Raw genomic sequence first — 23,285 nt, forward strand, 5'->3', positions numbered from 1 at the left:
TCAATTTGACACTACTTGCTGCAAGTCCTTGTTTTTTCAGCTTGCGTTAGCTGGCATGGTCTTTGCAGATATGGGGTCAAACCTCCATGAGAAACAAGGAAACCTCTATGCTGACCGATCGCCAACGTGAAATTGTTCGTTCCACCGTGCCGCTGCTGGAAACCGGCGGCGAGGCTTTGACCACGCATTTCTATCAAATCATGCTGGCCGGTCACCCCGAGGTGCGTCCGCTGTTCAATCAGGCCCATCAGCAAAGCGGCTCCCAGCCGCGCGCGCTGGCCCATAGCGTGCTCATGTATGCCAAGAATATCGATCGCCTGGAAGGTCTGGGCAATCTGCCGGCGCAAATCATCAACAAGCACGTAGCGCTGCAGGTGCAGGCCGAGCACTACCCGGTGGTCGGTGCCTGCCTGCTGCGTGCCATCCGCGAAGTGCTGGGTGCCGAAATCGCCACCGACGAAGTGCTGGCAGCCTGGGGCGCTGCCTATCAGCAGCTGGCCGATATCCTGATCGGAGCCGAGCGCAGCGTGTACGAGCAAACCGCAGCCGCGCCCGGCGGCTGGCGCGGTGCGCGCGATTTCAAGCTCAGCCACAAGGTGGCGGAAAGCGCCGAGATCAGCTCCTTCTATCTGGAGCCTGTGGATGGCGGCGCCGTCATGGCGCATCAACCCGGTCAGTACATAGGCATGCGCCTGGTGATCGATGGCGTGGAGCAGCGCCGCAACTACTCGCTGTCTGCGGCCAGCAATGGAAAGAGCTATCGCATCAGCGTCAAGCGCGAAGAGGGTGGCAAGGTTTCCAGCTACCTGCACGATGCCGTGAAGGTGGGCGATGTGCTGCAGCTGTTCGCACCCTCAGGCCATTTCACGCTGAAGGATGGCGAGAAGCCGTTGGTGCTGATCAGTGGCGGCGTGGGCATCACGCCCACCTTGCCCATGTTGCAGGCTGCGCTGCCCACTGGCCGTTCCATCACCTTCATCCACTGCGCACGCGAGCGCAAGGTTCATGCTTTCCGTGATGCCATCGATACGCTGGCCGCCGAGCATGCGCAGCTGACGCGCCACTACTGCTATGAGACGGTGCAGGCCGATGACGGTGTGGATGCCCAAGGCCATCTGAGTGCCGCGCAACTGGGCCAGTGGCTGCCGGAGTCGCGCGATGCCGATGTGTACTTCCTGGGCCCCAAGGCTTTCATGCGCTCGGTCAAGCAATCCCTGCGCGAGCTGGGTGTGCCCGAGGCGCAGGTGCATTACGAGTTCTTCGGCCCCGCCGAAGCGCTGGCCTGATTGCTATCGGATCAATAGCTTGAAGCGCATGTTCATCAAGCGCTTCAAGCTGTTTTTTAGCGGTAGTAGGCTTCCACCGTGCCCTTGATCTTGATCAGCAGGGGCTTGCCCTTGCGGTCCAGGGTCTTGCCGGCTGGTACCTTCACCCAGCCTTCGCTGACGCAGTATTCCTCCACGTCAAAGCGGTCCTTGCCGTTGAAGCGGATGCCGATGTCGTGCTCGAACACGGCGGCCACATGGTGGGGGCTGCGGGGGTCGATGGACAGGTGGTCTGGCAGTTCGGGGCGGATGGCGTCGGTCATGGTGTTCTGGGTTGCAAAAGACTCAAAACCGGCATTGTCTGCGCAATCGCAAAGGCCTGCCAGGGGCCGCATCAATGCCGGATGAGAGGCTTAGGGTCCGTTGCGCCTTGGCGCAGCCCTGGGCCTGCCCTATGCTTGGCCCATGCTCACATCCGAACAACGCCTGACATTGCAGCAGGCCAAGCGCCTGCCTCTGGTGCTTTTGCTGCTGGTGACCGCCGGATTCATTGCCACGGCAGTGGCGGGTGCACGCTGGGAGATCGTCCCCTTGTGGCTGGTCTGTCTGCGCGCGATTTGCGAGGCCGCCATGGTGGGGGCGCTGGCCGACTGGTTTGCTGTGACGGCGCTGTTTCGCCCCATACCGCTGCCCCTGGTGGGGCGCCACACGGCCATCATTCCGCGCAACAAGGATCGCATCGGCGAGAACCTGGCCGTCTTCGTGCGCGACAAGTTTCTCGATGCTCCCTCGCTGATGGCGCTGATCGAGCGCAACAACCCTGCACAAGCCCTGAGCGACTGGCTGACCACGCCCGCCAACAGTCAGCTGCTGGGCAAACAGGTGGCGCGCATGGCGCTGGCCGCTCTGGAGATGGTGCAGGACAAGCAGGTGGAGAAGTTTCTCAGCCACTCTCTCAAGGCGGTGCTGTCCCAGCTCAATCTCTCGGGTACGGCGGCTTCGCTGCTCACGGGTCTGACCCAGGGCGGGCGCCATCAGGCCGTGCTCGACGATGTGCTGGCCCGCCTGAGCAGTGTGCTGCGCACCGAGCAGACCCATGTGCTGATTGCGCACACCATAGTCTCCTGGCTCAAGCGCGAGCATCCGCTCAAGGAAAAAATGCTGCCCACCGACTGGCTCAGCGAAAAAGGCGCCAGCGTGTTTGCGGCGGCCATGGACAGCATGCTGCAGGACATTGCCACCAACCCCGAGCACCGCATGCGCGAGGCCTTTGATGCCTCGGTGCATCGCCTGATCGAGCGGCTGCAGCATGACCCCGAGTATGAGCAGCGGGTGGAGAAGCTGCGCCACTATCTGCTGCATGACGAAAAGCTGGCCAGCTATCTGCGCGAACTATGGCTGGGCCTGCGCGCCAAGCTGGAAAAAGATCTGGCCGACGAGCATTCGGCCCTGGCCCGCAAGACCACGGCCATGGGCCGCTGGCTGGGCCATTCCCTGGCACACGACGAGGCGCTGCGCACCTCCATGAACGAGCGTCTCAAGCGCTGGGCCGGCTCGCTGGCGCCCGATGTCTCGCAGTTCATCGGTCTGCATATTGCCGACACTGTCAAACGCTGGGATTCGCAACAGCTGTCCGAACTGATAGAGGCGCATATAGGCAAGGATTTGCAATACATACGCATCAACGGCACGTTGGTGGGCGGCGCCATAGGCCTGCTGCTGTTTGTGATTTCGCATGCAGGCGCCATCGTGCGCAGCCTGGGTACGATGGCTAAATAATGCTATTTGTTTTGTAGCAGTATGCCGTTTCTCGTCCGGCTTGCATGGATGTTTTGCCGACCTTTGGCAGCCGAGCGCAGGCTGCCAAAGATTCAGCCGCTATCAACTGGCTGCTGAGCCCTGGTCTGGCGCGGTATCGGGTTGCAGCAAATGCATGCCGATCTGCTGCCAAGCCTTGGCGGCATCGTGCTCGCCGGCAAACTGATGGCAGCTGGCGGCCGTCATGGCCACGCGGCCATCTTCCTGGTTCAGATCAAAGGCCAGTTCGCACTGGGCGGCGGCATTGGCCCACATGACGGCTGCGTTGGCCGAGCCTTCTTTTTGCAGTGCATGGGCTTCGGCCATCCAGGCCTGGGCCAGGCGGAATGCGGCATCGGGCTGGTCCATGTCGGCCTTGTGGGCAAGGTAGAACTCCTTGCCGGCGGCCTGCCACAGTGCACGTGCCTGGTTGAAGTCTTGGGTTGCCACCGACTGGGCCTGCGCGACCAGGGCATTGCCGGCTTGCAAATGGGTGGAGTAGCTGGAGGAGTTGCTGTCTTGGGACATGCAGCGATTGTCGCCAAAATTCTTCCCGCTTGTGCGCGTGGGGGGCTAGAAGCGCAAGTCCAGGCTCTGGTGTTTGGCGCCCACGCGAACCTGCCGCTTTTGGCTCTGACCGTCCTTGGTCGTGGCGCTCACGGTGTAGCTACCCGCAGGCAGTTTGAGCAGGCAAACCGGGCCGCTGGCCGTGAATGTCTGGGTTTGTTTACCGCCCTCTATGGTGACGGTGAGATCGGCCAGATACTCTCCATCCTTGGCCGCAAACAGCAGCGACAGCGGATAGTCTTTCATGGCCGAGCGCATGGCGGTGGATTCATCCTTGCCTATGCCGCCGCAGCGGTATTGCAGCGCGCCTTGCTCGCGCATGGCTGGTGCTTCATCTGCAGCAAAGACGGCCGATGCCGTCAAGCTTGCTGCACCCAGCAAGGCCGTCAAAAGGCGGCTGCGCAGCGATGGATGGGTGGTGTATAGGTACATTCGCGTCTCCGATCAAAGAGCGCCCATGCGCCCGGCCTTCATGGTGAACTGCGAGAGATGCCACGCATGTCGGCAAGGCTTGCAAGCGCCTGTGGGCCCGAACCGGCCTGGCGCGGTTACTGCAATGGCAAACGCAGGCCTATGCAGGTGCTGCCGTTGCCGGATTGGGCAAACACCTGACCGCCATGCATGCGCGCAATGGCCGCCACGATCGCCAGCCCCAGGCCGTGGTTGCGGTCTGCCTGGCTGCGGGCTGCATCCGAGCGGTAGAAGCGATCGAACAGCCGCGGCAGATTTTCGGCATCGATCTCGGGGCCGGTGTTGTGCACGGCCAGTGTCAGCTCGCAAGGCGGCGTGCTGTGCGTGATCTGCACCACGATGGTCGAACCCTTGACTGCATAGCGCGTGGCATTGCCCAGCAGATTGGACAGTGCCCGGCGCAGCAGGCGGGCATCGACCTGTGCGCTGACATCGCCATCGATGCGCACCTGCACCTGCGCTTCCTGCAGTGCTGCTTCGTGAAACTCCGTCACCTCGCAGGCCAGGGCTGCCAGACTGTCCACCGCTGTGCGGCGTGCCCCTTCGCCACGGTCGGCATGCGAGAGAAACAGCATGTCGGCCACAATGGCAGCCATGCGCTGCAGATCTTCAAGATTGGAGGCCAGAATGTCGCGCAGCTCTTCGGCGCTGCGTGGTTTGCGCAAGGCCAGCTCGCAACTGCTGATCAGCGTGGTCAGCGGGGTATTGAGTTCGTGCGCCACATCGGCATTGAAAGCTTCCATTTGCCGGTAGGCCACGGCCAGTCTGGCCAGCAGCGAGTTGAACTGTGCAATCAGGGGCCGTAGCTCCTGGGGTTGCCCGCTGTCGTCCAGCCGTTTTTTCCATTCGCGCGTCAGGTCCTGCTCGGTGAGCTGGCGGGTTTGCTCCAGCAGCAAATGCAGAGGCTCCAATCCACGGCGTACCAGCCAGTTGCTGAACAGCGAGACCAGCAGAGCGCCGACGATGGAAGCCAGGCCCAGCGTCCAGGCCAGCTTGCTGAGCATCGCGTCGTCGGGGTGTTTGTCCAGCATTAGCGCGACCTGTACGCTTTGTGCCGTCTGGCTGGGTGCGCCGCTGAGCACACCAGGCAATTCCACGCTGAAGTTCAGACGCTCGCTGCGTGGGTCGTTCAAGGGCTGGCGCAATTTTTCAAACAGCAGCTGACCGCTGGCGTCCGTGATGCGCAGCGAGAGTTCGTCGTGCCCGGTCAGAAAATCGTCCAGCATATGCATCAGCATGTCTGGCGTATGGGCGGCGCGGCCTTCCTGCAGCAAATGCTCTACTGCTCGCTGCTTGTGCAGCAGGCTGTCTTGCTGGCGCTGGGTGAGCATGATGGCGGTGACCCAGTAAACGGCCAGGCACACAAAGCCCAGGCCCAGCATGGTCTGCAGCGCCAGAGAGCGCGAGAGGCGCTTGCCCAGATGGGGAATGCTGGGTGTCATGCTTTAGCCCTGCGTAGCAGCACGCAGCTCCAGCACATAGCCCATGCCGCGTACCGTGTGCAGCAAGGCGGTGTCGAACGGCGCATCGAGCTTCAGGCGCAGGCGGCGCACGGCCACTTCCACCACATTGGTTTCGCTGTCGAAGTTCATGTCCCAGACCTGGGATGCCAGATCGGTGCGCGACAGCACCTCGCCCCGGCGGCGCAGCAGCAGACTCAGCAGATTGAATTCCTTGGCAGTCAGATCCAGGCGCTGGCCGGCGCGGGTGGCGCGTCTGCGTATCAAGTCCAGCTCCAGATCGGCCATGCGCAACAGCGTGGCTTCTGGGGTGTTTTGCTGTTGCAATCCGCGTCGCAGCAGCACATGAATGCGGGCCACCAGTTCCGAAAAGGCAAACGGTTTGACCAGATAGTCATCGGCGCCGCCTTGCAGGCCCTTGACGCGGTCTTCCACCTGGGCGCGGGCCGTCAGCATGATCACCGGCGTCTGCCTGGACTGGCGCAGTGCCGCCAGCACGGCCAGCCCGTCAATGCCGGGCAGCATGCCGTCGAGCACGATCAGGTCGTAAGCCTGTTCGGTTGCCAGATGCAGACCGTCAATGCCGTTGTGGGTGATGTCCACCACAAAGCCTTCTTCGCCCAGTCCTTTTTGCAGGTACTCGGCCAGCTTGACTTCATCTTCAATGACCAAAAGCTTCATGGCATTGATTGTCCTGCAAAGCTCGGGTTGGCGAAGATGACGAATTTGTCATCTTGAAGTCAGAACCGTGTCGCTGTGCGCTGATTACAGTGCCAAGGCCCCAGATAGGCCTTGCAATCGTGCAGCGGCTTGCCGGGTGGAGACGGCTATGTATTTTTCCTCGAAGCTGATCGCAGCGCTGCTGGTCGGCGCTGCTGGGATAGGGCAGGTGACCTGGGCTCAACAGCCCACAGTGGCCTATGGCGCAGAGCCCATCAGCTTGTCGGCAGCCTTGGCTTTGGCCATGGAGCGCAATGCCACGCTGCGCGCCGCCAGTCAGGCGCTGGCGGCCAGTGAAGGCGCGGTATTGCAAAGCCAGGCACGGCCCAATCCCGAGCTGGCTTACTCGCAGGAGGACACGCGGCGCGAGACGCGTTCGATGACGCTGCAATGGAACCAGCCCCTGGAGATCGGCGGCAAGCGTGCGGCCCGCATCAAGGTGGCCGAGCATGGCCGCGAGCTGGCTCAGGCTGAACTGGATGCCGCGCGTGCCAGTTTGCGTGCCGATGTGCGTGCTGCTTTTGTCAATCTGCTGGCGGCCCAGCAGCGTGTGCAGCTCAACGAGAAAACGCTGGAGATCGCGGCTCAGGCGCGCGATGCGGCGGCCAAGCGGGTGCAGGCGGGCAAGATCGCACCGTTGGAGGAGACCAAGGCGCGGGTGGCAGAATCCAGTGCCCAGCTGGCGCTGGCTCAGGCGCAATCGGGTCAGCGCGTGGCGCGCCAGCAACTGGCGGCTTTGTGGGGTGGGACGGCAGCAGCGCTGGGCCCGGCTATCGGCGAAGTGGGCCGCCTGCCCAGCGTTCCCGAACAAACGGTTTTGCTAGAAAAAATAGAGCAATCTCCGCAATTGGTACGGGCGCAGCAAGCGGTTTTTCAGGCAAAGTCAGCTGCGGATCTGGAGCGCGCCCGGCGTCTGCCCGATCCCACCGTCAGCCTGGGCATGAAACGCGCCCAGGAAGTGGGGCGCAACCAGCTGGTGATGGGTATCTCCGTGCCCTTGCCCATTCTGGACAGCAACCGTGGCAACCAGCTGCAGGCCCTGCGCCTAGCCGACAAGGCCGAGGATGAGCTGACCGCCACGCGCCAGCAGTTGCAGGCCCAGCTTTTGCAAAACCATGAGCTGCTGCAAACCAGCCGCGCCCAGGCCGAGCAGCTGAATCGCCAGGTGCTGCCTGCAGCCCAGTCGGCCTATGAGGTGGCAGCCAAGGGCTTTGCCCTGGGCAAGTTCAGCTACCTCGATGTGCTGGATGCGCAGCGTACGCTGGCCGAGGCACGAAGCCTGTATCTGGAGCAACTGGTCGCCACCCACAGCGCGGCAGCCGATATCACCCGCCAGCTCGGCGACGTCCCCGGTCTTGAATGAATCTGCGAATCCGATGAACGCCATGAACCCACCCACTACCTCATCGCGCCGCACGGCGGTTGCGATTGCCGTCATTCTTGTTCTGGGCGCCGCTGGCGCTTTCGCGATTTTGCGCGGCACCGAGCCTGCCGCCACCAAACCGGACAGCCATGCCCATGCTGGCGCAGAAAAAAGCGGGGGCAAGAGCGAGCACCAGCACGAAGACAAGCCAGAGGGCCAGCATGCGCATGGCAAGGAGCAAGCCCATGACGACCACGGCGACGAGCCACAGGGCGAGCACAGCCATGAGGGCGGAGCGCATGCAGCGAATGAGCCGCAGCAAGACCTGCTCAAGCTGGATGCCGCTGCTGCCAAGACGGCCGGCGTGACGCTGGCCACTACCGGGCCTGCTGCCATCGGCAGCACGCTGCAGCTGCCTGGCGAGATTCGCTTTAACGAAGACAAGACGGCACACGTGGTACCGCGCGTGGCCGGAGTGGCCGAGAGCGTGGCGGCCAATCTGGGGCAGATGGTCAAGAAAGGGCAGTTGCTGGCCACGCTGACCAGTCCGGCCGTATCCGAGCAGCGCAGCGAGTTGATGGCTGCGCAAAAGCGCCTGGCACTGGCGCGCACCACCTATCAGCGTGAGAAACAGCTGTGGCAGGAAAAAATCTCGGCAGAGCAAGACTATCTGCAGGCCCAGCAGGTTTTGCGCGAGGCCGAAATCGCCGCCGCCAATGCCCAGCAGAAACTGGCAGCCATTGGTGCGGGAGCGGGCTCTGCGGGCGCGCTCAACCGCTTCGAGCTGCGCGCTCCCTTCGATGGTGTGATCGTGGAAAAGCATCTGTCCGTTGGCGAAGCCGTGCAGGACAGCACTGCGGTTTTCACCATCTCGGATCTGCGCTCGGTCTGGGCCGAGATGAAGGTATCTGCTCCCGATCTGCCCTTTGTGCGCGTGGGTGAGAAAGCCGTGGTGCATGCCACGGCCTTTGAGTCGAAGGCCACGGGAGTCGTGGCCTATGTGGGCGCGCTGATTGGCCAGGAAACCCGCACCGCGCCCGCCCGCATCACGCTGGACAACCCTGAGGGCATCTGGCGTCCGGGCCTGTTCGTGAATGTGGACCTCACGGCTTCGTCTCAACAGGCGGCTGTGGCTGTGGCCACGGCGGCGATCCAGAAAATCGAGGGCGACAAGCCCGTGGTTTTTGTTCCCGTGGAGGGTGGCTTCAAGGCCCAGAGTGTGAAGCTTGGCAAGGCAGATGCCAGAAACACCGAGGTGCTGCAAGGCCTGAGTGCCGGCCAGAGCTATGTGGCAGGCGGTAGCTTTGTGCTCAAGTCCGAGCTGGGCAAGGCCACGGCAGAGCACGTGCATTGAAGGACTGAAGCACCATGTTTGAGCGCATCATCCGCATAGCCATTGCCCAGCGCTGGTTTGTCATGCTGGCCACCCTGGCTCTGATAGGCCTTGGCATCTACAACTACCAGCGTCTGCCGATCGACGCCGTGCCCGACATCACCAATGTCCAGGTGCAGATCAATACCTCGGCACCCGGATATTCTCCGCTGGAGACGGAGCAGCGCGTGACCTTTCCGGTGGAGACGCTGATGGCCGGTCTGCCGAATCTGGAGCAGACTCGTTCGCTGTCGCGCTACGGCCTGTCTCAGGTGACGGTGGTGTTCAAGGACGGCACGGACATCTACTTTGCCCGCCAGCTGGTCAACGAGCGCATGCAGCAGGCGCGCGATGCCCTGCCCGCCGGTGTTACGCCCACGCTGGGCCCGATTTCCACCGGCCTGGGCGAGATTTATCTGTGGACCGTGGAGGCCGAAGATGGTGCGACCAAGGCCGATGGCTCGCTCTATACGCCCATGGATTTGCGCGAGATTCAGGACTGGGTCATCAAGCCCCAGCTGCGCAACGTGGCCGGGGTGACCGAGATCAATTCCATTGGCGGTTTTGCCAAGGAGTATCTGGTGGCGCCGCAGCCAGAGAAACTGGCGGCCTATGGTTTTACGCTGAGCGATATCGTCACGGCGCTGGAGCGCAACAACACCAATGTGGGCGCCGGCTATATAGAGCGCCAGGGCGAGCAGTATCTGATTCGCGCCCCGGGCCAGGTGCACGGCATGGCCGATATTCGTGAAGTGATCGTGGGCACGGCGCGAGGCGAACCCATACGGGTGCGCGATCTGGCCGATGTGGGCCTGGGTCGGGAGTTGCGCACGGGCGCCGCCACCGACAACGGCCGCGAGGTGGTGCTGGGCACCGTCTTCATGCTGATTGGCGAGAACAGCCGCGCCGTGTCGCAGGCCGTGGATGCGCGCATGCAGCAGATCAACAAAAGCCTGCCGCCCGGCGTGAAGGCTGTGACGGTTTACGACCGCACGAATCTGGTGGACAAGGCCATTGCCACCGTCAAGAAAAACCTGCTGGAAGGCGCGGCCCTGGTCATCGTCATCCTGTTTCTGTTCCTGGGCAATCTGCGGGCGGCGTTGATCACGGCGATGATCATTCCCCTGTCCATGCTGTTCACCTTTACCGGCATGGTGCAGTTTCGCGTCAGTGCCAATCTCATGAGCCTGGGGGCGCTGGACTTCGGCATCATCATCGACGGTGCGGTGGTGATTGTGGAGAACTGCGTGCGCCGGCTGGCCCATGCGCAGGCGACCATGGGCCGCGCCCTTACACGCAAGGAGCGCTTTGATGAGGTGTTTTCCGCGGCCAAGGAAGCGCGCCGCCCGCTGCTGTTCGGGCAGCTCATCATCATGGTGGTCTACCTGCCCATCTTTGCGTTGACCGGTGTGGAGGGCAAGATGTTCCACCCCATGGCGCTGACGGTGGTGATTGCGCTGTTGGGGGCCATGCTGCTGTCCATCACCTTCATTCCCGCCGCGATTGCGCTCTTTATGGGCGGCAAGGTGGGCGAGAAGGAAAACCGTCTGATGGGCTGGGCACGCCGCGCTTATGCGCCGGTGCTGGCCAAGGTCATGCGGGCGCCGGCCGTGGTGCTGACTGCCGCCGGCGTGGTGGTGGCGTTGAGCTTGTTGCTGGCCACGCGCATGGGCAGTGAGTTTGCGCCCAATCTCAATGAAGGGGACTTTGCGATTCAGGCACTGCGTATTCCCGGAACCAGCCTCACGCAGTCGCTGGAGATGCAGATGCAGCTGGAGCGGGCGCTGAAGGCGCAGTTCCCCGAGATCGAGCGCGTGTTCGCGCGCACGGGCACTGCCGAGATTGCCTCTGACCCCATGCCGCCCAATATCTCGGACGGCTACATCATGCTCAAGCCCCGCGATCAATGGCCTGACCAGGCCCGCTCGCGCGACGATCTTCTGGCTGCGGTACAGGCGGTGGTGGAAAAGATTCCGGGCAGCAACTATGAGTTCTCGCAACCGATCCAGCTGCGTTTCAACGAGCTGATCTCGGGCGTGCGCAGCGATGTGGCGATCAAAATTTTTGGCGACGACATGCAGGTGCTGGAAAAATCGGCACAAAGTGTGGCGGCCATGCTGCAAAACATTGCCGGGGCTTCGGAAGTCAAGGTAGAACAGACCACGGGCCTGCCCATGCTCACCATACAGATAGACCGCGAGAAGGCGTCGCGCTACGGGCTGAACATGGGCGATGTGCAGGACGCCATTGGCACGGCCTTGGGCGGGCGCCAAGCAGGCACGGTGTTTGAGGGCGACAGGCGCTTCGAGATTCAGGTGCGCCTGCCTGAAGCGATTCGCAACGACATGGAGTCCATAGGACGTCTGCCGATTGCCCTGCCGCGCGGCGTTGATGGGCGCCTGGGCTTTGTGCCGCTGTCGTCGATTGCCACGATGGCGCTGGCGCCCGGCCCGAATCAGGTCAGCCGCGAGGATGGCAAGCGCCGCATCGTCGTCAGCGCCAATGTGCGCGGGCGCGACATGGGCTCGTTTGTGGCGCAGGCGCAAAAAGAGCTGGAAGGCCTGAGTCTGCCCGCCGGCTACTGGACGCGCTGGGGCGGTACCTTCGAGAACCTGGAGTCGGCTCGCAAGCGCCTGCAAATCGTCGTACCCGTGGCGCTGGCTTTGGTGTTCACGTTGTTGTTTGCCATGTTCGGAAACATCAAGGACGGGCTGATTGTCTTTACCGGCATTCCGTTCGCCTTGACCGGCGGGATTGTGGCGCTATGGCTGCGGGGCATTCCGCTGTCCATCTCGGCAGCCATTGGCTTTATTGCGTTATGCGGCGTGGCCGTGCTCAACGGTCTGGTGATGATTTCCTATATCCGCTCGCTGCGCGAGCAGGGCATGGGCCTGGAGCAGGCCGTGACCGAAGGTGCGCTGACCCGCTTGCGCCCCGTGCTGATGACGGCGCTGGTGGCCTCGCTGGGCTTTGTACCCATGGCGATTGCCACGGGCACCGGGGCCGAGGTGCAGCGCCCTCTGGCCACGGTGGTGATTGGCGGCATTTTGTCGTCTACGGTGCTGACGCTTCTGGTGCTGCCCCTGCTGTACTGGCTTGGCTATCGCCAGCGGCCCTGAAGTCAGGCCGTCAGCAGGCTTTAACATGGCAGGCCTGTTTAACGGATGCCAGCCATGACTTCTGCCTACCCACTGCTGCCGGACATTGTTGAAGACCTGCGCCAGGCCCGGCCCACGCTCTGGGCGGGGCGCGGCGGGCAGACGCAGTCCACTCACCATGTCAGCGTCGAGCAGGTGCAGCAGGCCGTACAGCGCTTCGAGCGCTTTGCTCCCCTGCTAGCTCAGTTGTTTCCTGAATTGCAGGCCAGTGGCGGGCGTATCGAATCGCCGCTGTTGGCCGTGCCGCAGATGCAGGCCGCATTGGGCCTTTCGCCGGACCTAGGACAGTGCTGGGTCAAGGCCGACCATGGGCTGCCCGTGGCCGGCTCCATCAAGGCCAGGGGCGGCGTGCACGAGGTGCTGGAGTACGCCGAGCACATTGCCCTGCAGCATGGTCTGCTGCAGGACGGCGACTACCTGCAACTGGCTTCGGACCAGGCCAGGGCGGTTTTTGCCCGGCACCAGGTGGCGGTGGGTTCCACCGGCAATTTGGGCCTGTCGATTGGGGTGATGGCCTCGGCTCTGGGCTTCAAGGCTGCCGTGCATATGTCGGCCGATGCCAAGGAATGGAAAAAGCAGCGCCTGCGCTTGCGCGGCGTGCAGGTGGTGGAGCACGCGGGCGACTATGCCCAGGCCGTGGCCGCCGGCCGAAAGCTGGCCGAGCAAGACCCGTTTTGCCATTTTGTGGATGACGAGCACTCGCTGTCTCTGCTGCTGGGCTATGCGGCAGCGGCTCCGCATCTGGCGCAGCAGCTGGGCCAAGCGGCTTGCGTGGTGGATGCCGAGCACCTGCTGTTTGTCTATATTCCCTGCGGTGTGGGCGGCGCACCCGGCGGTGTGGCACTGGGCCTGCAGCAGATTTTTGGCGAGCATGCCCACTGTTTCTTTGCCGAGCCGGTGCGCTCGCCGTGCTTTATGGTGGAAATGTTGGCCGGCGAATCCGCGCTACCGGGGCTGGGCCCACACCCCTCGGTTTACGAGCTGGGCATGGACAACCACACCGAGGCCGACGGCCTGGCCGTTCCCAGCGCCTCGCAACTGGCGGCCGATGTGGTGCGCGGCTTTCTGGGCGGCGTGTTCACGGTGGAGGATGCAACGCTGTTTCGTCATCTCTACCTGCTTGAGAGCACACAGGGCATGCGCATAGAGCCATCGGCGGCGGCAGGCTTCAGCGGGCCGCAGGCTTTGCTCAACAGCGAGGCCGGGCGGGACTATCTGCAGCGCCACCAGTTGTTGGAGCAGATGGCCCAGGCCACGCATATCGTCTGGACAACGGGCGGGCTGTTTGTGCCCGAAGCCGAATACGCGCAGTTTCTGGCGCGGGGCCAGAAACTTCAGCAGACAGCGTAAATCAGCGCTTCAAAAGCGCGGCAGGTCGGGGTGGTTGATCTGGCCGCCGCGCACCAGCATCTTGCCGTATTCGGCGCAGCGGTTCAGCGTGGGGATCACCTTGCCGGGGTTGAGCAGCGAGAGTGGATCGAAAGCCGCCTTGAGGGCGAACATCTGCTGGTTCTCCTCGGTGCTGAATTGGGTGCACATGCTGTTGAGCTTTTCCACGCCCACACCGTGCTCGCCGGTCACCGTGCCGCCCATGGCCACGCTGGTTTCCAGAATGTCGGCACCGAAGAGTTCGCAGCGGTGCAGCTCGTCGGGGTTGTTGGCATCGAACAGGATCAGCGGGTGCAGATTGCCGTCGCCGGCGTGAAACACGTTGGCGCAGCGCAGCTGGTATTTTTTTTCCATCTCCTGAATCGCCAGCAGGATGTCGGCCAGACGTTTGCGCGGAATGGTGGAATCCATGCACATATAGTCGGGGCTGATGCGGCCGCTGGCCGGGAAAGCGTTCTTGCGCCCGCTCCAGAAACGCAGGCGCTCTTCCTCGCTCTCGCTCACGGTAATGGCTGTGGCGCCGGCGCTGCGCAGCACCTCGCTCATGCGGGCGATTTCTTCCTCCACTTCCTCGGGCGTGCCATCGGATTCGCATAGCAAAATGGCTTCGGCCGTGAGGTCGTAGCCGGCACGCACAAAGTCTTCCACGGCGGCCGTCATGGGCTTGTCCATCATTTCCAGCCCGGCCGGGATGATGCCGGCCGCAATCACCGCGGCCACGGCAGCGCCGGCTTTGCGCACATCGTCAAAGCTGGCCATGATGCAGCGCGCCAGTTGGGGCTTGGGGATGAGCTTGACGGTGACTTCGGTGACCACGGCCAGCATGCCTTCGCTACCGATCATGGCGGCCAGCAAATCAAAGCCGGGGGTGTCGAGAGCCTCGGAGCCGAATTCAACCGGCTCGCCTTCGATGGTGAAGCCCTTGACTTTCAGCACGTTGTGCACGGTCAGACCGTATTTGAGGCAGTGCACGCCGCCCGAGTTCTCGGCCACATTGCCGCCTATGGTGCAGGCAATCTGACTGCTGGGGTCGGGGGCGTAGTACAGGTCGTAGGGGGCTGCGGCCTCGCTGATGGCCAGGTTGCGCACGCCGCATTGCACCAGGGCCGTGCGGCTGTAGGCGTCCACATTCAGGATTTTGTTGAACTTGGCCAACGACAGCGTCACGCCCATGGGATGGGGCATGGCTCCGCCCGACAGACCCGTGCCCGCGCCGCGCGCAATTACGGGCACTTGCACGGCATGGCAGGCCTTGAGCACGGCTTGCACCTGTGCATAAGTCTCAGGCAGGCAGACCAGCAGCGGGCGCTGGCGATAGGCGGTCAGGCCGTCGCATTCATAAGGCGTGGTGTCTTCGCTCTGGTAGAGCAGGGCGTGGGCCGGTACATGGGGGCGCAGCGCGTCCAGCACCTCGGCCTGGCGCTTGGCTCGCTCGGAGAGCGCTGGTTGGCGATGTGCGGCGTTGGCCGCTTCGCTGGAGGCGGCAACAAGGTCGGTGAAAGTGCTGGCAGGCGTCATGTGCATCACTGTAGGGGATGTGCTGCCAGCGCGGTGTGAGCTTTATTGCAACACTGCTTGAAATGCGCTGCGGGCTTGGAAGTTGCCAGTCTTGCTGTGCTTCAAAAATAATAGCTTAAAGCGATTTTCTGTATTGGGCTAGAGCCAGTTATTCCCTGAAATGTCCGCCTGCGTCAATCACGGCCAGGCCTACATAGCTGGAGCCTGGGCGTGGCGTGGCAAAGCGCAGGCTCATCGCTCCATAGCGGATTTCTCCCATGGCATCCAGTGCTGCCATCAGCCCCGTGCGGCTGGCTGCAGGGCCGGCCTTGCGCATGGCCTCCAGCAGGGTTCGGGTGTTGAGAAAAACTTCCAGGCCCAGGTAAGAGGCGGGCGGCATGCCGCTTTGGGTCAGCAGCTGCTGATACTCCTTGACGGCGGGGACTGCGCTTTTCCAGGGGCTTGGCACCAGCGTGGTGAACACCGTGCCGCGGGTATGCGCTCCCAGCCCCTGCACCACGGCGCGGCTGGCCTGGGCCGCCAGGTTGTAGAACTGGGTGCCGATCTGGGCTTGCCGCGCCCTGGTGATCAGACCTATGGTGGCCGGAGCGCCGGCCAGCGCGATGACGGCTTGCAAGCCGGGCAGGGCCGCCAGCTGCTTGGCAAGTTCGGGCGCATTGCTGCCCGAGGCCTCTATGGCCAGCGTTGCCAGCGGTTGGTGCCCTGCACCGGCCAGCGCCGAAAGTGCGATCTGCAGGCTGTCTTTGCCAAAGCCGTCATTCTGGTGAACGATGGCAATCTGCTGCTGGCCCAGAGTCTGCATCTGCTGCAGCATGGCGGCGATTTCAGCCTGGGTGCTGGCGCGCAAGGGATATGCATAGCGGCCCGGCTGCTGGCGCATGCTGCCGGCTCCGGCTATGACTCCCACCAGAGGTGTCTGGCCTTGCTGCAGCTCGGCTTGGATGGCGCTGCAACTGGCCGTGCCCCAGCAGTTGAGCAGGGCCACAGCGCCTTCATGAATCAGCTGGCGCGCGTTGCTGGCAGCGCGCTGAGGATCGTAGCCGTCGTCCAGGATCTTGAGCGTCAGCGCCCGCCCGCCCAGGCCGCCTTGGCGGTTGAGTGCTTCGATCTGGGCCTGCATGATGGCCTGCCCTTCCTTGCCGGCTTCAGCCTGGGCTCCGGATAGCGGCAGGCTGGCCGCTATGGTCAGGGGATTTTCCTGGGCCTGTGCCGATAAACCGGTGGCTGCAATGGCGGCGATCAGCCAAACGCCGGGCAGTGTGCTGCGCATATGTCTCCTGTCTTGTGTTGTGAGTCCATGGTGGATGGCCCGCAACAGGGGGAGAAGAGTAGAAGTGCTGCAGTGTCGGCAGGGGGAGACGTTAGGCTGTTTTGACCTGGATATGGCGCAGGTGCTTGATGGCTGTCAGCCCATGGCCTTGCGCAGCCATTCGGCAAAGGCCGCGCATTCCCAACGGTCCATGGTGCCGGTTTCCCAGCACAGATAGTGGGCATGGGGGCTGGGGGCATCCACATCGAACAGACGCACCAGCGTGCCGTTCTCCATCCAGGGGGCGCCCAGCTTGTGGCGTACCAGGGCCACGCCCATGCTGGCGGCGGCGGCGTCGCACATCAGGCCGATGTCGTTGAACTGGGAGCCTTCATTGGGCTCGGCCATTTGCAGGCCGGTGGCGGCAAACCAGGTGCGCCAGGGTTCCAGCGGGCTGCGCAGCAGCGGCAGGCCTTCCAGATCTTCGGGGCACTCGAAGGGGCCGTATTCGCGGATGAAGGCGGGCGATGCCAACGGGGTGACCACATCGCGTGCCAGCTCGATATGCTCCACATCGGCGTAGTGACCGGCGCCATAGCGCACCATCAGGTCGGCATCCTCGGCAATCACATCGAGCAGCGGGATGGATACCTGCAGCGCAATATCGATTTCGGGATAGGTGTCGGTGAACTGGCGCAGGCGTGGAATAAGGATGACGCGTGCAAACGTGGGCGTGACGGCCAGCTTGAGCCGTCTTCTGCCCGGCGCGGCCGAGGCGCCGGGAAAGCGCTGCAACGCGCCCAGGCCTTCGCGCACATGGGCCAGGTAGGCGCTGCCGTCGGTGGTCAAAGAAAAATCGGCACGGCCAAAAAGGCGCGTGCCGAGAATCTGTTCCAGTTGCTTGACGCGGTGGCTGACGGCACTGGGGGTGACGCACAGCTCTTCCGCTGTCTGCGTGACGGAGCGCAGCCGGGCCAGGGCTTCAAAAGTGAGCAAGCACTGTATGGGCGGAATACGCCGTGCGCCGCTGCTGTTCATCGCAGCGGCGCTACCGGTGACGGTGTGGGTGACGGTTATCCCCATGTGCGTATTGGGCAGTACGTCACCGTTGGCCTATGACCCACAGGCATCAGCGAAAGACCACGGTCTTGTGACCGTTGAGGATCACGCGGCGTTCGCTATGCCATTTCACGGCACGGGCCAGCACCTGGCTTTCGGTGTCGCGGCCGCGAGCGGTCAGCGTCTCGACGGTGTCGGTATGATCGGCACGGGCCACGTCCTGCTCGATGATGGGGCCTTCGTCCAGGTCGGCCGTCACATAGTGAGCGGTGGCTCCGATCAGCTTCACGCCACGGTCATGGGCCTGGTAGTAAGGCTTGGCGCCCTTGAAGCTGGGCAGGAAGCTGTGGTGAATATTGATGGCCCGGCCTGACAGCTTGGTGCACAGGTCGTTGGACAGCACTTGCATGTAGCGGGCCAGAACCACCAGCTCCGCGCCTTCTTCCTGAATGATTTCGTACTGGCGCTCTTCGGCCTGGGCCTTGGTGCCGGCCGTCACGGGAATGTGATGGAAGGGAATGTTGTAGCTGGCAGCGAGCTGATAGAACTCGCGGTGATTGCTGACGATGGCGCGGATTTCGATGGGCAGCAGACCGGACTTCCAGCGGAACAGCAAATCATTGAGACAATGGCCTTCCTTGCTGACCATGATGACGGTCTTCATGCGTTCGGCCTTGGAATGAAGGCTCCACTGCATTTGATATTGGTCAGCCAGGGCCGTGATAGCGGCCTTCAGCGCTGAGGCGTCCTTGTCATCGCAGGCAAACTGCACGCGCATGAAAAACAGGCCTGTGGCGGGGTCGTTGTACTGAGCGGCTTCCTCAATGTTGCCGCCTTGTTCGAGCAGGAAGCCCGAGACGGCATGCACCAGCCCTAGGCGATCGGGGCAGGATAGGGTAAGAATATAGGCTTGGGTCATAGCCGCACAATTGTCGCAGCAAGCGCGTGACCCTGCGGACAAAGGAAATACATGAAAAGCAAAGAGTGGCATCGCCGTCTCAGGCTATGGGGGCTTTTCGTACTGTCGTATCTGTGCGCGGGGCTGCTGTGGTTGTGGGCACAAGCACGGGTGCTGGATTACTTCGATGTGGTAGTCAATCCGCGCTCGGTGAAGTGGCGGATTGCACTTTTTCTGGGCTGGTTGTTGTCGACGGCGGCGGTGGGCGCCTGGCTGCTGTTGCGCATGCACCGGGCCGAGCGCCAGCGCATGGAAGCCGACCAGGAGCTGCAACTGGTGGTGCGCCATGCGCCGGCGGGCATGGCCCGCGTGCTGGCAGATAACGCCGAGATCATCTGGGGCAACGACATGCTGGCCCGTTGGCTGGGCATGAGCGCGGAGTCTTTGGCAGGCCAGAGCTTCCGTCAACTGGTACCAGCCGATGATCCGCTGGGCGTGACCCGTCAGATTGACTTGCTGGTCGACGGACACCTGGCGCATTTTCAGATGCAGCGCCGCTGTACCCACCAGATCACGGGTCAGGTCACGCGCGTGCTGTGCACGTTCAGCAGACTCCATTCTTCGGGGCGCGAACCGGTGGCCCTGGTCTGCGTGCTGCAGGACATGAGCGAGATGCTGGCCGCCGACGAGCGTCAGCGTCTGGCCACGACCGTGGTGGAGAACACCAGCGAAGGCGTGGTCGTCACCGATGCGAACAGCCGCATTCTGTCGATCAACAAATCCTTTACCCGCCTGCTGGGCTTTACCGAAGAGGAAATGCTGGGCCAGACGCCGCGCATGTTCAAGTCCGGTCGCCACGACAAGGCCTTCTACGAGCAGATGTGGGCCAGCATGCGCGAGACGGGTCACTGGCAGGGCGAAGTCTGGAACAAGCGCAAGAACGGAGAAATTTTTCCCGAGCGCATGTCTTTGAGTGCCGTCACGGATGACGCTGGCACGGTGACGCACTATGTATGCATGTTCACCGACATCTCGGCCGAGAAGGCGCGCGAGAAGCAACTGGAGTTTCTGGCCCAGCGTGATGTGCTGACCGGTCTGCCCAACCGCAGCCTGTTCACTCGTTTGCTGGACGAGGCCGTGGAGCAGGCCCAGGACGTGGACCAGGGGCTGGCGGTCATGTTGCTCAATATCGACCGCTTCAAGGATGTGAACGACAGCTACGGTCACTCCATTGGCGACAAGGTGCTGCAGCATATTGCGGTCAAGGTTCAGGCTGCTCTGGGCAGCGGAGACGAAATCGGCCGCATGGCTGGCGACGAACTGGCGGTGATCGCCAAGGGTCTGGGCAGCCGCGAGGAAGCCGTGGCCCTTGCCGAGCGCCTGATGGCCGCTGCCGCCCAGCCATGGACTTCACCCGATGGTCTGTCGGTGGTGGTGAGCGTGAGCGTGGGCATCTGCCTGTATCCCGAGCATGCGAAAACCAGCAGCGAATTGCTGCAGGGCGCACATGCCGCCGTCTACGGTGCCAAAAACCGTAGCGCCAGTGCCTGGTGCTTTTTTCATGAAGGCATGACGTTCGCGGCCCATGAGCGGCTGGCGCTGGAGGCGCGCTTGCGCAAGGCGCTTGAGCTGGACCATATGCGCCTGTTCTATCAGCCGCAGATCGACCTGGCCACAGGCCGCCTGGTGGGTGCCGAGGCGCTGGTGCGCTGGCTGGACCCCGAGGAGGGCTTGATCTCGCCGGCGCGCTTTATTCCGGTGGCGGAAAGCTCGGGCGTCATCGGCCCATTGGGTCTGTGGGTGTTGCGGGAGGCCTGCAGCCAGGGACAGCGCTGGCGCGAGGCCGGCATGCCGGACATCATTGTTGCCGTCAATGTCTCGTTGCATCAGTTTCTGCTCACCGATATCGCGGGTGCCACGGCCGAGGTGCTGCGCGAGACGGGCTTTCCAGCCAGTCAGCTGGAGCTGGAGATCACCGAAAGCGCGCTGGCCACCCAGCCCGAGGAGGCGCTGGCCGTGCTCAAACGCCTGCGTGAACTCGGTCTGCGCCTGGCAATCGATGACTTTGGTACCGGCTATTCCTCGCTGGCCCACCTCAAGCGCTTTCCGCTGGATTTGCTCAAGATCGACCAGGGTTTTATCCGCGACATTCCGCACAGCACGGACGATATGAGCATCAGCAGCTCCGTCATTGCCCTGGGTCATGCCATGGGCCTGAAGGTGCTGGCGGAAGGGGTGGAAACGCGCGAGCAGCTACAGTTTTTGCAGCAAAAAGGCTGCGACTACATGCAAGGCTATCTGTGCAGCCGGCCCTTGCCTGCGGCCGATTTCATGCAGTTGCTGGAGAAGACGCATGCCGGCCAGCCATTGGTGGAGCTGCTGCCCGAAGTGGATGAGACCTTCATCATTTAAAGGGCGGGTGTTCAACTCAAAAAAAAGAGGCGTCCGAAGACGCCTCTTTGCTTATGGCTGAGCGGGCTTGCCTGCTGGCGCGGCTCGCTTTTGCCATTGCTCGCGCAGCTTGGCGCATTGATCTTCCGAAGCAGTCGCCGGCAGCACCTGCCACCAGTCAGCAGCAAAATGAAGAGCGGCTTGCGTAGATTCAGCGCGGGCTATAGCGGTTTTTGACTTGAGATTCTTGGGCAACCAGGTCGGTACGCCGATGTCGGCGCGCGAATGGCCACGCCCAGCCACCAGCAGCACGCTCTGGCCCGGGCTGGCCGCCTGCGCCGCCTGGGTCAGGACCTTGGCCATGCTTTCATCGCGCGCCAGCTGAATCCTGGCCATGGGGGCGAACTGGGATTCGGGCAGCAGCCCGCAGTGGCCGTCCTTGATGGCAGCTAGCTGTTCCTGCCAGCCGGCAGCGCTCAGGTGGCTGTCATAGCGTGTCTCGGCCATGGCCTGCTTCATTTGCGTGCGTGGCAGATTGCCGCCCAGCACGGGCACGCCAGCGCGTACGGCGTTCATGACCGCAGGGCCGTAGTCCTGCCAGGGCCAGCCGCCGGGTGCTCCACCTTGCTCCCAGAGCAGAGCGGCTTTGACCTCGGCCTCGCTGGCACTGGCGGGCAGACCCTGGGTGCTGCCGCCGGCAGGGGCCATTTCCACCACCACGGCAGCCAACCGGCCCTGGGTTGCCAGATGGCGCACAGTTTCGCCTTCCCAGGCATGGTGGGCGCTTTGGTCGTGTTGCTCACCCAGCAAGATCAGAGGCGTGCCTGCCCATTGCTGCAAAGTCTGCTGCCACTGGCCGGAGGCCGTCAGTGGCATGGTTGGTGGCGTGGCCGTGCTGGCGCAGCCGCTCAGCGTGACGAGCGCGGCGCAGGCCAGGGCGCCCAGCGTGCCCAAGGTGTGGCGCGGCAGCGCCTTCGCATCGGAAATCCATGAAGTCCACATATCAACCAGTCCTATCTTGAAAGACGGGGCATGGCTTCGTACATGAAGGAAATCGCACCGGCTTTGCCCACCGAAATTGCCGCGATACTGCGGCAATTGCCCCGATTGTCGCGCCTAGCCGGTACCCCGTTCGCATGTCTGTCTTGCCATCCCCCGCTTTTCTGGCCCGAGCGGCCGCCACTTTGGCGCTGGCCTGGCTGGCAGCGCTGCTGTGCACGGCACTGCACACCCCCTTGCCCTGGATGCTGGGGCCGTTGATTTCGGTCTCCCTGGTCTCGATTGCCGGTGCTCCCACGCAAAGCTCGACGCGGCTGCGCAACCTGGGTCAGTGGACTATCGGTGCGGCTCTGGGTCTGTATTTCACGCCAGCGGTGACGGAGCTGATCGTCGGCCTGTGGTGGGCGATTGTGCTGGCCATTGTCTGGGCGCTGCTGCTGGGCTGGGCTTTTGGCCGCTGGCTGTACCGGATGCAGGCGCCCTCCATGCTGCAGCTGCCAGGCATGACGACTGCCAAGTTGCGCGCCACCACGTATTTCTCGGGCTCGATTGGCGCGGCATCCGAGATGACCTTGCTGGCCGAGCGCGAACATGCGCGCACCGATCTGGTGGCCGCCAGCCACAGTCTGCGCCTGGTGATCGTCACGGTGACGATTCCGTTTGCCCTGCAATGGGCGGGCCTGCATGGCGACCCCAGCCTGAGCCTGCCCAGCATTCGCGTCGTGCAATGGCCGGGCTTGGCCTGGCTGGTGTTGGCCACGGGGCTGGGCGCACTGGTGATGCTCAAGCTCAAGCGTGCCAACCCCTGGTTTCTGGGCGCACTGATGGTCTCCATGGGCCTGACCATGGCGGGGATTGAGCTGTCTGCCGTGCCGCAGTGGCTGATGAATGCGGCACAGCTGGTGATCGGCGCCAGCCTGGGCGTGCGTTTTCGGCGCGAATTTGTGCACACCGCCCCGCGCTGGCTGGGCATGGTGGCCGTGGGTACCGTGGGCCTGATGCTGATTTGCGCCGGTTTTGCCTGGGTGCTGCACGGTGCCACAGGCCTGCCCTGGGTCACGCTGCTGCTGGGCACCTCACCAGGCGGCATTACCGAGATGGCGCTTACCGCCAAGGTGCTGCAGCTGGGAGTGCCGGTGGTGACGGCGTTCCAGGTCTGCCGCCTGATTGCGGTGCTGCTGCTGGTGGCACCGCTTTACCGCTGGGTGAACCCTGAGACGCAGCGGACATAAAAAAACCGCTATGGCTAGCGGCTTTTTTGGTTTGCAACACTGTCAGTGCACGATGACTGGCTGTTGGGCCAGACCGGTATAGGTGTCCAGAATGTCCTCGACTTCCTCCTCGGTGGGCGCGTCTTGCTGCCAGGCGAGGATTTGCTTTTGGAACATTTCGGCCCAGGAGCCGTCCAGATAGACCTCCTTGCCCGAGCGCTTGTCCACGATTTCAAAACCGTGGCGCGGCAGCTGAGGTCCGCTGGTGGTCTCCGAGGGTGGAGCGTCTGCTTCCATGTCTGGACGCAGATGGAGCACCGCAAAAGATTCGGAGTCGTAAAGCATTTGCATGGTGTTCCCCCTTTCACTTCCAGTTATGGGTGTCGCTTGCCATTGAC

Annotated in this window: 19 protein-coding genes; 8 read left to right on the top strand and 11 right to left on the bottom strand. The window is 63.0% G+C overall.

Annotation, left to right across the window (positions count from 1 at the left end; all coding sequences use genetic code 11):
- The first annotated feature begins 107 nt into the window (after positions 1-107).
- Positions 108-1,286: an NO-inducible flavohemoprotein gene (gene hmpA / locus ACNAZA_RS05360; protein ID WP_415795419.1), complete on the top strand. Its 1,179-nt coding sequence runs from the start codon at positions 108-110 to the stop codon at positions 1,284-1,286.
- Positions 1,287-1,342: 56 nt separating this feature from the next.
- On the opposite strand, the gene ACNAZA_RS05365 is transcribed toward hmpA, so the two are convergent.
- A complete protein-coding gene (locus ACNAZA_RS05365; protein ID WP_120971931.1) occupies positions 1,343-1,588 on the bottom strand; it encodes a DUF3297 family protein in 246 nt (81 codons plus the stop codon).
- A 142-nt stretch (positions 1,589-1,730) separates the two neighbouring features.
- Between ACNAZA_RS05365 and ACNAZA_RS05370 the strand changes: the two genes are divergently transcribed.
- Entirely contained in the window at positions 1,731-3,044 is a 1,314-nt protein-coding gene (locus ACNAZA_RS05370; RefSeq protein WP_415795420.1) for a DUF445 domain-containing protein, read from the top strand.
- A 102-nt stretch (positions 3,045-3,146) separates the two neighbouring features.
- Here ACNAZA_RS05370 and ACNAZA_RS05375 read toward each other — a convergent pair whose 3' ends face one another.
- From ACNAZA_RS05375 to ACNAZA_RS05390, 4 genes are all read right to left on the bottom strand, one after another.
- A complete protein-coding gene (locus tag ACNAZA_RS05375) occupies positions 3,147-3,590 on the bottom strand; it encodes a hypothetical protein (RefSeq protein WP_415795421.1) in 444 nt (147 codons plus the stop codon).
- Between the two features lie 45 nt (positions 3,591-3,635).
- The gene (locus ACNAZA_RS05380; protein WP_415795422.1) at positions 3,636-4,061 is read right to left on the bottom strand and encodes a hypothetical protein; all 426 of its coding nucleotides are present in this window, start codon (positions 4,059-4,061) and stop codon (positions 3,636-3,638) included.
- A 116-nt stretch (positions 4,062-4,177) separates the two neighbouring features.
- The gene (locus ACNAZA_RS05385) at positions 4,178-5,542 is read right to left on the bottom strand and encodes a heavy metal sensor histidine kinase (protein ID WP_415795423.1); all 1,365 of its coding nucleotides are present in this window, start codon (positions 5,540-5,542) and stop codon (positions 4,178-4,180) included.
- Positions 5,543-5,545: 3 nt separating this feature from the next.
- The gene (locus ACNAZA_RS05390) at positions 5,546-6,241 is read right to left on the bottom strand and encodes a heavy metal response regulator transcription factor (protein WP_415795425.1); all 696 of its coding nucleotides are present in this window, start codon (positions 6,239-6,241) and stop codon (positions 5,546-5,548) included.
- 148 nt (positions 6,242-6,389) lie between these two features.
- Here ACNAZA_RS05390 and ACNAZA_RS05395 point away from each other — a divergent pair, with 148 nt between their 5' ends.
- The 4 genes from ACNAZA_RS05395 to ACNAZA_RS05410 are packed head-to-tail and all read left to right on the top strand — an operon-like array spanning position 6,390 to position 13,523.
- Positions 6,390-7,643 carry a TolC family protein gene (locus ACNAZA_RS05395; protein ID WP_415795427.1) on the top strand — a complete coding sequence of 418 codons (1,254 nt, stop codon included), beginning with the start codon at positions 6,390-6,392 and terminating at the stop codon, positions 7,641-7,643.
- A gap of 22 nt (positions 7,644-7,665) precedes the next feature.
- A complete protein-coding gene (locus tag ACNAZA_RS05400; RefSeq protein WP_415795429.1) occupies positions 7,666-8,997 on the top strand; it encodes an efflux RND transporter periplasmic adaptor subunit in 1,332 nt (443 codons plus the stop codon).
- A 14-nt stretch (positions 8,998-9,011) separates the two neighbouring features.
- Positions 9,012-12,134 carry an efflux RND transporter permease subunit gene (locus ACNAZA_RS05405; RefSeq protein ID WP_415795430.1) on the top strand — a complete coding sequence of 1,041 codons (3,123 nt, stop codon included), beginning with the start codon at positions 9,012-9,014 and terminating at the stop codon, positions 12,132-12,134.
- A 45-nt stretch (positions 12,135-12,179) separates the two neighbouring features.
- Positions 12,180-13,523, top strand: a complete 1,344-nt coding sequence (locus tag ACNAZA_RS05410; RefSeq protein WP_415795431.1) for a D-serine ammonia-lyase — start codon at positions 12,180-12,182, stop codon at positions 13,521-13,523.
- 9 nt (positions 13,524-13,532) lie between these two features.
- On the opposite strand, the gene ACNAZA_RS05415 is transcribed toward ACNAZA_RS05410, so the two are convergent.
- The 4 genes from ACNAZA_RS05415 to purU form a co-directional block, all read right to left on the bottom strand.
- Positions 13,533-15,080 carry an FAD-linked oxidase C-terminal domain-containing protein gene (locus tag ACNAZA_RS05415; RefSeq protein WP_415795432.1) on the bottom strand — a complete coding sequence of 516 codons (1,548 nt, stop codon included), beginning with the start codon at positions 15,078-15,080 and terminating at the stop codon, positions 13,533-13,535.
- 148 nt (positions 15,081-15,228) lie between these two features.
- Positions 15,229-16,350, bottom strand: a complete 1,122-nt coding sequence (locus tag ACNAZA_RS05420) for an ABC transporter substrate-binding protein (RefSeq protein ID WP_415795433.1) — start codon at positions 16,348-16,350, stop codon at positions 15,229-15,231.
- Positions 16,351-16,485: 135 nt separating this feature from the next.
- Positions 16,486-17,412, bottom strand: a complete 927-nt coding sequence (locus ACNAZA_RS05425; protein ID WP_415795434.1) for a LysR substrate-binding domain-containing protein — start codon at positions 17,410-17,412, stop codon at positions 16,486-16,488.
- 46 nt (positions 17,413-17,458) lie between these two features.
- On the bottom strand, positions 17,459-18,307 hold the full coding sequence (gene purU, locus ACNAZA_RS05430; protein ID WP_120971727.1) for a formyltetrahydrofolate deformylase: 849 nt from the start codon (positions 18,305-18,307) through the stop codon (positions 17,459-17,461).
- Positions 18,308-18,358: 51 nt separating this feature from the next.
- Between purU and ACNAZA_RS05435 the strand changes: the two genes are divergently transcribed.
- Positions 18,359-20,698 (top strand): putative bifunctional diguanylate cyclase/phosphodiesterase, encoded by a 2,340-nt coding sequence (locus tag ACNAZA_RS05435; RefSeq protein ID WP_415795435.1) that lies wholly within the window; start codon positions 18,359-18,361, stop codon positions 20,696-20,698.
- 51 nt (positions 20,699-20,749) lie between these two features.
- Here ACNAZA_RS05435 and ACNAZA_RS05440 read toward each other — a convergent pair whose 3' ends face one another.
- Positions 20,750-21,679 carry a ChaN family lipoprotein gene (locus tag ACNAZA_RS05440; protein WP_415795437.1) on the bottom strand — a complete coding sequence of 310 codons (930 nt, stop codon included), beginning with the start codon at positions 21,677-21,679 and terminating at the stop codon, positions 20,750-20,752.
- Positions 21,680-21,813: 134 nt separating this feature from the next.
- Here ACNAZA_RS05440 and ACNAZA_RS05445 point away from each other — a divergent pair, with 134 nt between their 5' ends.
- Positions 21,814-22,908, top strand: coding sequence for an AbrB family transcriptional regulator (locus ACNAZA_RS05445; RefSeq protein WP_415795438.1), 1,095 nt, complete (start codon positions 21,814-21,816; stop codon positions 22,906-22,908).
- 42 nt (positions 22,909-22,950) lie between these two features.
- Here ACNAZA_RS05445 and ACNAZA_RS05450 read toward each other — a convergent pair whose 3' ends face one another.
- Positions 22,951-23,238 (bottom strand): BTH_I0359 family protein, encoded by a 288-nt coding sequence (locus ACNAZA_RS05450; protein WP_120971723.1) that lies wholly within the window; start codon positions 23,236-23,238, stop codon positions 22,951-22,953.
- Positions 23,239-23,285: the final 47 nt, after the last annotated feature.

It is taken from the genome of Comamonas aquatilis, assembly GCF_965139575.1.
Classification (GTDB): domain Bacteria; phylum Pseudomonadota; class Gammaproteobacteria; order Burkholderiales; family Burkholderiaceae_C; genus Comamonas; species Comamonas aquatilis.

Bases quoted from the DNA above. Each gene is read 5' to 3' on its own strand.
- hmpA (WP_415795419.1), top strand. From the start codon at position 108: ATGCTGACCGATCGCCAACGTGAAATTGTTCGTTCCACCGTGCCGCTG.
- ACNAZA_RS05365 (WP_120971931.1), bottom strand. From the start codon at position 1,588: ATGACCGACGCCATCCGCCCCGAACTGCCAGACCACCTGTCCATCGAC.
- ACNAZA_RS05370 (WP_415795420.1), top strand. From the start codon at position 1,731: ATGCTCACATCCGAACAACGCCTGACATTGCAGCAGGCCAAGCGCCTG.
- ACNAZA_RS05375 (WP_415795421.1), bottom strand. From the start codon at position 3,590: ATGTCCCAAGACAGCAACTCCTCCAGCTACTCCACCCATTTGCAAGCC.
- ACNAZA_RS05380 (WP_415795422.1), bottom strand. From the start codon at position 4,061: ATGTACCTATACACCACCCATCCATCGCTGCGCAGCCGCCTTTTGACG.
- ACNAZA_RS05385 (WP_415795423.1), bottom strand. From the start codon at position 5,542: ATGACACCCAGCATTCCCCATCTGGGCAAGCGCCTCTCGCGCTCTCTG.
- ACNAZA_RS05390 (WP_415795425.1), bottom strand. From the start codon at position 6,241: ATGAAGCTTTTGGTCATTGAAGATGAAGTCAAGCTGGCCGAGTACCTG.
- ACNAZA_RS05395 (WP_415795427.1), top strand. From the start codon at position 6,390: ATGTATTTTTCCTCGAAGCTGATCGCAGCGCTGCTGGTCGGCGCTGCT.
- ACNAZA_RS05400 (WP_415795429.1), top strand. From the start codon at position 7,666: ATGAACCCACCCACTACCTCATCGCGCCGCACGGCGGTTGCGATTGCC.
- ACNAZA_RS05405 (WP_415795430.1), top strand. From the start codon at position 9,012: ATGTTTGAGCGCATCATCCGCATAGCCATTGCCCAGCGCTGGTTTGTC.
- ACNAZA_RS05410 (WP_415795431.1), top strand. From the start codon at position 12,180: ATGCCAGCCATGACTTCTGCCTACCCACTGCTGCCGGACATTGTTGAA.
- ACNAZA_RS05415 (WP_415795432.1), bottom strand. From the start codon at position 15,080: ATGACGCCTGCCAGCACTTTCACCGACCTTGTTGCCGCCTCCAGCGAA.
- ACNAZA_RS05420 (WP_415795433.1), bottom strand. From the start codon at position 16,350: ATGCGCAGCACACTGCCCGGCGTTTGGCTGATCGCCGCCATTGCAGCC.
- ACNAZA_RS05425 (WP_415795434.1), bottom strand. From the start codon at position 17,412: ATGGGGATAACCGTCACCCACACCGTCACCGGTAGCGCCGCTGCGATG.
- purU (WP_120971727.1), bottom strand. From the start codon at position 18,307: ATGACCCAAGCCTATATTCTTACCCTATCCTGCCCCGATCGCCTAGGG.
- ACNAZA_RS05435 (WP_415795435.1), top strand. From the start codon at position 18,359: ATGAAAAGCAAAGAGTGGCATCGCCGTCTCAGGCTATGGGGGCTTTTC.
- ACNAZA_RS05440 (WP_415795437.1), bottom strand. From the start codon at position 21,679: ATGTGGACTTCATGGATTTCCGATGCGAAGGCGCTGCCGCGCCACACC.
- ACNAZA_RS05445 (WP_415795438.1), top strand. From the start codon at position 21,814: ATGTCTGTCTTGCCATCCCCCGCTTTTCTGGCCCGAGCGGCCGCCACT.
- ACNAZA_RS05450 (WP_120971723.1), bottom strand. From the start codon at position 23,238: ATGCAAATGCTTTACGACTCCGAATCTTTTGCGGTGCTCCATCTGCGT.